We start from the raw sequence: 8723 nt of genomic DNA, 5'->3' as shown, positions 1-8723 counted from the left end.
GACCGGGCTTTCTTGCCACCATCATCCGCGGGAACTGCTTCCCGCGAACTTGACGCCAGCGTCGGGGCGTCAGGACCACACGACTTCGCCGTCCGCAAGCCGCATCGCCCGTCAAGCGCGCCGCACGCGTCCACCGCATCCCGCTCCGCGTTTCGTGACGTTGCGCAACGCCCCTCTGAGGAGCGGGACGGCGGCGGATATAAAGGTGATTTGCGTCTTCGGAAAATCAGAATATTTTTTCGAAAGGGGCTGGACAGAGGGGTCGATAAATCGCCCAGGTGATTTGCCCGTCGGGTCGCATTTGCCAACCACTTCCGCTGTATCCCGAGAAGCAGACATCTTCGGCGCCGGTTGGCAGGTCCGAAAAGTGCCCAAAAGGCGACATAGTACGCGGAAGAATAGGAAAGGCCCCGGACTATGCCGAGGCCTTCAAATTACCGGCGATGATTTCAGATCGGCGCTTCGCGCTTACTCAAGCGCCCATCAATTACCGAACTTATAGTTGAGCCCGACTCTTCCAATATTCTCAGTGAGCCGATGGTCGTGCGTGATCGTCGCTAAGTTTGGCGCAACATTGAGAACACTGTTGGTGCTGGTGTAAGTCGTATTTCCCAGATCGACATAAAGATATTCAGCCTTAACGCTCCATTTTGGAGCAATCATCCATTCCGCCCCTCCACCGACCGTCCATCCTGTACGGGTTGAACTCGATGACGCAGCGTTAATCGAATTGCTTGCCGGGAAGAAAGCAAAATCGGTGTAACTCACGTTTGCAACCGCCAGACCGCCCGTGGCGTAGAAAAGCAGAGGCCCGGTCGCGTAACCCAAACGGCCTCGAAACGTTGCTAGCCAGTTACTCTGCATTGTTTGAGTGAAAGGATCCGTTATGTTGACGCCGATAGGCGCAAAGTTAAGCGCGATAAATCGAGTACCGCTGAGACCCGTATAATTCAGATCTGCCTCAAGTCCCCACACGACTGCACCAGTTTGATAATTGTAACCAACCTGGCCGCCCCCGGTGAAGCCCGACGTCTTGAGTCTTCCGGACGTGCCTGCATTCAGGAATGCGGCACCCGGTGCGCCGCTAAAGCCAAACAGACTTGCCGTGTAGTCGATATCTGTATTTGCCCAAACGCCACCAACATTCAAACCAGCATAGAAACCGGTCCAGTTATAGACAGCAACAGGCGCTATAGGCGGGGCCTTGGTCGACAGGTCCGCTGCGGAAACGATCTGAGTGTTGCCAACGTATAGCGCGGATACTGCGAGAACGGCGAATGCGGAATGTTTCATTTGCTGCCCCAATAAATAAATAAATGACTCGGATGGAAATCCAGTCTGGCTCACCCTAAAATGGAAAGCTGAGGTTGAGCCTCATACGATCGTACGAGATGACTTCAATTCCGAAGCAAGTGTGGCCCGGTTGCAACATCTGCGCGCCAAATCCGCTTCGAGTGATGATGTCGCACGTAGTGTGGTCCGCGCCTCCTACGATCATAGGAGGCGCTTCGATTATCTGACAAAAGGTGATTTCATTTTCGTCAGTAATCGGATCAAATCGGCTTGCCGACGCACGCCCGACTTATCGAAGATACTGGTGACATGGGTTCGGGCGGTGGAGGACGAAATACCAAGAATGTCCGCCGCCATTGGCACGCTGCCGGCTTCGACCACCGTCTGTAGGACGCGGGTTTCCTGCGCGGTCAAGCCAAAGCGTTCGGCAAAGGCCGTGATCGTCTGGGTATCCTGCGGATCGTTACGGCTGACGAAAACAACAAGGGCAGCGCTCGCGCTGGATCCGACCGATTTCCGGCGCGCAGCGTTCAGTGGCAGCATGTGAAGAATGAATTCCCCGTGCTCGCCGCGAACCGGAATCGAGGTGCCCTTTTCCCCAAGTCTAACGTCTCCCTCGCGAGCCGAGGAAATCGCCTCGCGCAGGTTGCGGTTCGCCTGTTCGTCCGCCAGCATCAGCCGGCCGTTGACCGTCTTCAACGGCGAGCCGGCTGCGAGCATCACCTCGCCAGCGGCGTTGGCATGAGTCACCGCGGCCTCGGCGGTCAACAGGAACATCCCCGACGCCAGCGAATCTAGCGCCGCGGAATACTCCGCTGACCGGTCCTGATGATCCCGAACGACCCGTTCGATCATCACCGCCCGACGCAGATGCGGATAGAGCATCCTAACAACATCGATCGTCGCCTGATTGTACAGGCCCTGGTCCTCGTTGCGGACGTTCACAAGGGTTGTGATGGTGTTCATGGATTTTTCAACCATCAACACGGACGAGTCGATGAAGCGCTGTGGTTTTAGCCAGCCCTGATAGAACTCTGTCTTGAACAGTTCGGCATAATCCGGCCGGCTGGAACTGGCCCTGGCCTCCCCCGGCGACAGGCGCGCGACGTCATCCATGTACGGATTCAGCGAGAGGTATTTATCGGTGTACAGCTTCATCCAGTACGGATCGTAGCCGATTTCCAACTGCCACGGCGGCGTCCTGTCGTAGAGATCGTACGACCACAAGGCAGCCGTTTGGGCGTTGAGCAATTTGCAGATCCGCTCAAGTACTGCGGGCCACTCGTTGGGCGTCACGGCCGCGTCGTAAATATTTCCAACCAAACGCGAAAATTCATCAATAGGGATAATACTCATGGACAATGCTTGCCGGATTTCAGAGGAATGAACTGGACGTACTCAGTCTATTGCAGGAAATCAATTTTGCTCGCAGTTTAACATTGCATGGACGAGTTTTGGCCGAGCCCTATCAAAGCACACCGGGCCATTGGCGGCCTAGGCCAATGTCCGGTCCGGGTCCGACGTTCTGACCGTGATCCGGCCGCTTCCGCTCTACCCCGGGAACCGGCCATCGTCGGTGCCGGCTGGCAGGTCCGAAAAGTACCGGTCATCAGCCAAGTGTTATTTCTCGATCCTCGAGCACAAAAAGAAAGACCGCCTCACGGCGGTCTCTCCAAATTCCACCAGCTGCTGCCTCAATCAAGCAGCTCGCTTGAACGCCTCGCGCGCCGCCTGATTGGCACGATCGAAGGCCGCGCGCGTTTCCGTCAAAGTGGACATAAGGGCGGACCATGACTGGGACCCCATCTGGTCCAGCTGCTTCTTGAGTTTTTCCTCCGCCTCGGCGGCATCGGCCTGCATGCGCTTCACGGAGGCATCGATTTCGACCCGACGCTCGGCTGCGAATTGTTTGGCATCGCCGCCAAGCTTGTCGGCGGCTTCTCGCCATGCCTTCAGCTGGGCCGAAGCCTGAAGCTTGAATGTCGCCTGCTGCTGGTCGACTTGCTTGCTGAAGCTCTCGACGTATTTCTTGACCTCGGCCTCAAACGAGTTCCACTCAGGTTCCAGTTTTGCCTTTGCGCTGGTCCATACCGCCTCGTTGGCTCCCGTCTGCTTCGTAATGGCTTCCCTGAAGACATCACGGCTCTTGCGCAAACCAGCGAGCGCTTTGCTGGCCTTGTCGCGGGCGTCGGCTTGCATCTCACCGGCTTTCCCTTCAAGCGATATCAGCACGGCCTCCATTTCATCGAGGCGTTCTTTGGCCCAATTTACGTAGAAGTGGATATTGCTTTGCGTAGGCATTTGCTCATCTCCATGAAGTAGCGAAGGATAGCCGTGCCCCTTGGTAGATTAGCATGCCACCCCGGTCGGCTATTTTGACATGGGTCAAGATCAAACCTGATCAGCGTCAGGCTCCGCTTCGAAGGTGCCAGTACCGAAAGTGACCATTCGGCCATCGCAACTGTCGCAACAAGTCAGCGGGCAGCCTCACATCCCGGACGTGAAGTCTCGATTCGAGCGAACCTGGTCTTCTCAAGCTGTACGCAAGCGAGCGCCAGCGCGATCCACGCGCAACCGTAAAAAATCAGGTCGATGCCTATGAAAAGACCGATCACCCAAAGCCCCGAGACGGGCCATTGCGCGAGAACGAGGAGGCCGAGCAGAAGTGATGGCGCCGTCCAGTGCCTGCCAGGAGCGGCCATGGCGACTTTGCCGCTCCACGAGGTGTAACGCTGCGGCGTATCAGCGCTCCATCCAGAGCGAAGCCATCAGCGATATGACGGCAAGCAGGATGATGGTGGCGCCGTACAGATAGGCCGCTATCGAAAGCCCGATCAGCGAGACAGACAATCCTGCCGCGACCGCCGGCAGGCTGAAGGCCAGATAGGACTGGACGTAGAACGCCGAAAGCAGCCCGGCCCGCTGGTGCGGCTCCGGCGTGGGCAGCAACGCGCGAAACGTTCCCGAGAAGGTCGATCCAAACCCCGCGCCGGCGATCACGGTCCCGGCCAGCAATGCCGCGACCTGCTGCTGCTGGATTCCGAACATGGAAACCGCCACCCCCAGCGATAGCGTGCTCGTGCCCAGCAAGATCAGGCGCCGGGCCGGCCAATGCCTGAACGTCGCCACCGCAATGGCCGCGGTCAGCATCAGCGTCGACACCACGACGCCGCCGACCCATGGCGAGGCGACGCCCATCGCGGTCGCCACCACGGTCGGCATCAGCGAGAGATAAAACCCGCCGAGCGCCCAGGACGCGATGTTGGCCGGGGTTAGCCTGACCAGGACGGACCTCGACTGCGGCGGCACACTGACGTGCGGCCACAGCGACGCAAGCGCCCCGCGCTTTCGTGAACTGCTTTCGGGCATCACCCAGAGCAGCACGATCATCGCGACTGTCAGACCAAGCAGGACCTCGTAGACCCGATGCAGCGGGTCGGGTGCGAAGGTGATCAAGGCGGCCGCGCCCAGCGCGCCGGCCGTCATGCCGAGAAACGTGGTGACGCTGTTGAGCAGCGGTCCCCGCGCGCGGCTGGTATCGAGGATCGCCGCGCCCAGCGCGGTGGTGCCGACACCGACGCAAAGCCCCTGAACGGCGCGCGCCAGGATCAATTGCCCGACATCCCTCGCCTCCGCGAACAGGATCATCGCGGCTGCGTTCAGGACCAGCGCCGCAAGGATCACCGGCCGGCGACCGACGTAATCGGACAATCGGCCGACCGTCAGCAGGGCAGTCAGGAGACTGACGACGTAGGTCGCGAACACGACCGTGATCCAGAACGGCGTCAGATGCATCGACGCCTGGTAGAGCCGGTAGAGCGGCGTCACCGCGCTGCTGCTCGCCGCGATCAGCATGGCGCCAGCGAAACTGAACAGCGTCATGGCCGCGGGCGAAAGGGCGCGGGCCGAGGCCCGGGTTCCCGCGGAAAGCGCTTCGGCGGGGACGCCGGACGGCGGATTGGCCGGGCAAGCTTGCATGTGGGGCTCCTAAAGCTAATATATAGCCTTAGCCATATAGGACCTTGCGACCTTAAAGCAAATTATTTGCGTTAAGGCCGTCCCTCGTTTTGGCATGGCAAGGTTGCATGGAGCAGACGCGTGGCGGTCAGGGAACGCATTCGGGTGGGGGGACGGAGCGCTCGAATCCAGACCGCCGTGCATGAGGCGGTGAAACGTCTGGCTACCGAAAACAACCGGGATGAACTCACGGTGCCGCAAATTGCCGCCGAGGCCGGGGTGACGCCGTCGACGATCTACCGGCGGTGGGGCGACCTCTCCGCGCTGCTGGCGGATGTCGCCGTCGAGCGGTTGCGGCCAATCGCCGATCCCGAAGACACCGGCGCGGTGGCGTCGGACCTGCGGCTGTTCATCGAACAATTCATGGAAGAGATGTCGTCGCCGGTCGGCCGGGCCCTGATGAGGGATGTGTTTTCCTCGGAGGAGGCCTACCCGTGCCAGTGCGCGGGTTTTACCCGCGAACACCTGACGACGATCGTTTCGCGGGCGAGGGCGCGCGATGAGGCGGCTTTCGATATCGACCAGGTGCTCGACCATGTGGTGGCGCCGATCATCTATCACATCCTGTACGGCGATCGGGAACTGACGCTGGACTACTGCCATGCGCTGCTGGATCGGGTTCAATCGCGGCCAACGGCAGCAGCGCCGCCGGCGCCAGCCGGTCCCGCCGCCGCACAGCGCGCTCCCAGGGAAAAGGCCGGACGTGGCTCCGTTCGAGCGCCTCGCGTTGTGCCGCCAAAGACACGGGTGGGGCGCAAATCGGCGAACTCGAAGTCGCCGGGCCGCCGTTAGGCCTCAAGCGTTCTTGCAGTGCATGTTCAGCTTCCCGGCGCGCTCTTGCCTCGGATCAGGTCCGACGCCTTGTCGGCGATCATCATGGTCGAGGCGTTGAGATTGGCCGAGATCATCCGCGGCATGATCGAGGCATCGATCACGCGCAGACCGTGCAACCCGTGCACGCGCAGCTGGTCGTCGACCACGGCCCATTTGGCGTCGGCCGGGCCCATGCGGCAGGTGCAGCCGGGATGGAACGTCGTGGTGCCGCGCTGGGTCGCCGCGGCGAGAAATTCGTCGTCGGTCTGCACGCCGGGTCCGGGAAAATCCTCGTGGGCGTAATAGGGCGCGAGCGGCGCGGACTTAAGCAGCCGCCGCGCCAGCTTCATGCCGGCAACGATGACGCGGCGGTCGAGTTCGGCGGTGAGATAATTGGTCTGGATGATCGGCGGCGCAAAAGGGTCCGCCGAGCGCAGACGGACATAACCGCGGCTCTCGGGGCGCTGCTGCCAGGAGGCGACCGTCATGCCCGGCTCGTCCTCGAGCTGGCCCTGCACGCCCTCCTTGTAGCTCGCGGGTGTGAAGGTCAGCTGCAGGTCGGAGCTCTCGGTGGTCTCGCCGGAATGCCAGAAGCAATAGACCATGGTCGGCGACAGCGACAGCAGCCCGCGCCGCGTGGTCGCCCATTTCAGCGCCTCGACCCACAGGCTCAATCCGCGCCTGAGTTCGTTGATGGTCTTGATGTTCTTGACCCGCGCCACCGTTCGCGGCGCGTAATGGTCCTGCAGTCCCTCGCCGACGCCTGTGAGAGCGTGCCGCACCTCGATGCCGTGCGAAGCCAGCAGGTCGGGGGACCCTATGCCCGACAATTGCAGCAGCTGCGGGGAGTTGTAGGTACCGCCTGCGAGAATCACTTCCTTGTTGGCGCGCACTTCGAACGGCGTGCCGCCCTTACCGCCCTTGACGTAGCGCACGCCGACCGCGCGCTTGCCTTCGAAGATGATGTTGGTGGCGTGCGCGTGGGTGTGCACATGCACATTCGGCCGCTTCCGCGCCGGATGCAAAAACGCGGTCGCCGCACTGACGCGCCGGCCGTTCTGAATGGTGCGCTGGGCGTAGGATACGCCCTCCTGGATCGCGCCGTTGTAATCGGGGTTTTTGGGAATGCCGAGGCTGATCGCGCCCGCCATGAACGCCTCGCACAGCGGATCCTGCCAGTCCATGGTGGTGACGGTCAGGTTGCCGTCGCGGCCGCGATACTCATCCTCGCCCTCGCCGACCCGCCGCTCCAGCCGCTTGAAATAGGGCAGCACATCCGGATAGCCCCAGCCGCGATTGCCGAGTTGCGCCCAGGTGTCGAAATCCTGGCGCTGGCCGCGGTTGTAGATGTGGCCGTTGATCGAGGACGAGCCGCCGAGCGTCTTGCCGCGCGGCGCGTAGATGCTGCGGCCGCCGGTCCAGGGCCCCGGCTCCTGCTGGTAGGCCCAGTTGATGCTCTTCATGTGAAACGTCTTGATGAAGCCCGCCGGCAGATGGATGTAGGGATGCCAATCCCTGGGGCCGGCTTCGAGCACGCAAACGGTGGTGCCGGGGTCTTCGCTCAGCCGGTTGGTCAGCACCGAGCCGGCGGAGCCCGCGCCCACGATCACGTAATCGAATGTATCCATCGCTTCCGCCCCTGGCGTCTTTACTCTTGACGCGTTTTCTTCACGCGAACCGGCACCCACTTCGCTCGAAAACGCTATGCACGCGGCTTCTCGTTCAACTGATAGGTCAGATGCGCTTTCACCGTGGGCCACTCGCCGGCGATGATGCTGTAGACCACGGTATCGCGCAGCGTGCCGTTCGGCGCAATCTGATGGCTGCGCAGGATGCCGTCGAGTTTGGCGCCCAGCCGCTCGATGCCGCGCCGGCTCTGGTGGTTGAAAAAATGCGTGCGGAATTCGACCGCGATGCAATCGAGCTTTTCGAAGGCGTGGGTCAGCAGCAGCAGCTTGCACTGGGTATTGAGCCCGCTGCGCTGCACGCGCCTGGCGTACCAGGTCGAGCCGATCTCGACCCGCCGGTTCGGCGCATCGACGTTCATATAGGTCGACATGCCCGCGATCCTGCCGTCGGCATCGAACACCGTGAACGGCAGCATGGTGCCCGCCGCCTGCAATCCAAGCCGGCGATCGATCTCCTTGCCCATGCCTTCGGGCGTGGGCACGGAGGTATACCAGAGCTTCCACAGCTCGCCGTCCTTCACGGCTTCCGTCAGCCCACCGACATGATCGTGCGACAGGGGTTTGAGCTGCGCATGCGGACCGCTCAGCGTCACCGGTTCAAGCCAGGGCATTTTGTACTCCGCTTTCAAAATCCGCCATTCCAAGGAGTGCAGCGATCCCGTCTCCGTCATTCCGGGATGGTGCGTCAGCACCAGACCCGGAATCTCGAGATTCTCCGATCTGCAATTGCACATCGTAGTCCGATGCTTCGCATCGCCCCGGAATGACGGCTTCGAAAGCGCGTTGTGGCCCGATGGATTGCTTCGCTTCGCACGCAATGACGAAGGTTGTGGTCACGTCCGCTGCCATCACTTGTTCAGAAAATTCAGCGGCAGGCCTGATCTCGCCCAGTCCATCGCGATCAGCTCGCCC

The 8723-nt window shown here is 61.2% G+C and carries 8 protein-coding genes; 1 reads left to right on the top strand and 7 read right to left on the bottom strand.

The annotated features are described in order from the left end of the window. Nucleotides 1–483: 483 nt before the first annotated feature. From QZ213_RS19860 to QZ213_RS19845, 4 genes are all read right to left on the bottom strand, one after another. Nucleotides 484–1293: an outer membrane beta-barrel protein gene (locus QZ213_RS19860; protein WP_365885076.1), complete on the bottom strand. Its 810-nt coding sequence runs from the start codon at nt 1291–1293 to the stop codon at nt 484–486. A gap of 219 nt (nt 1294–1512) precedes the next feature. Beyond that, complete coding sequence (locus QZ213_RS19855) at nt 1513–2649, bottom strand: helix-turn-helix transcriptional regulator (RefSeq protein ID WP_291687800.1); 1137 nt, start codon at nt 2647–2649, stop codon at nt 1513–1515. Nucleotides 2650–2991: 342 nt separating this feature from the next. Further along, a complete protein-coding gene (locus tag QZ213_RS19850; RefSeq protein ID WP_291687799.1) occupies nt 2992–3594 on the bottom strand; it encodes a hypothetical protein in 603 nt (200 codons plus the stop codon). Nucleotides 3595–4035: 441 nt separating this feature from the next. Continuing rightward, the gene (locus QZ213_RS19845; protein ID WP_291687798.1) at nt 4036–5271 is read right to left on the bottom strand and encodes an MFS transporter; all 1236 of its coding nucleotides are present in this window, start codon (nt 5269–5271) and stop codon (nt 4036–4038) included. A 189-nt stretch (nt 5272–5460) separates the two neighbouring features. Between QZ213_RS19845 and QZ213_RS19840 the strand changes: the two genes are divergently transcribed. Continuing rightward, nucleotides 5461–6102, top strand: a complete 642-nt coding sequence (locus QZ213_RS19840) for a TetR/AcrR family transcriptional regulator (RefSeq protein ID WP_365885075.1) — start codon at nt 5461–5463, stop codon at nt 6100–6102. Between the two features lie 26 nt (nt 6103–6128). Here QZ213_RS19840 and QZ213_RS19835 read toward each other — a convergent pair whose 3' ends face one another. The 3 genes from QZ213_RS19835 to QZ213_RS19825 all read right to left on the bottom strand — a co-directional run. Further along, a complete protein-coding gene (locus QZ213_RS19835; protein ID WP_291687797.1) occupies nt 6129–7751 on the bottom strand; it encodes a GMC family oxidoreductase N-terminal domain-containing protein in 1623 nt (540 codons plus the stop codon). Nucleotides 7752–7825: 74 nt separating this feature from the next. Further along, nucleotides 7826–8422 (bottom strand): GNAT family protein, encoded by a 597-nt coding sequence (locus QZ213_RS19830; protein ID WP_291687796.1) that lies wholly within the window; start codon nt 8420–8422, stop codon nt 7826–7828. Continuing rightward, nucleotides 8409–8723: hypothetical protein (locus QZ213_RS19825; protein ID WP_291687795.1), on the bottom strand; the 315-nt coding region annotated here is incomplete at its 5' end. The genes QZ213_RS19830 and QZ213_RS19825, both read right to left, overlap by 14 nt.

The sequence above is a fragment of the Bradyrhizobium sp. genome (genome assembly GCF_017881085.1).
Taxonomy (GTDB): domain Bacteria; phylum Pseudomonadota; class Alphaproteobacteria; order Rhizobiales; family Xanthobacteraceae; genus Bradyrhizobium.
The sequence above is the reverse complement of the archived record's forward strand: the minus strand, read 5'-3'. Positions and strand labels throughout refer to the sequence as shown.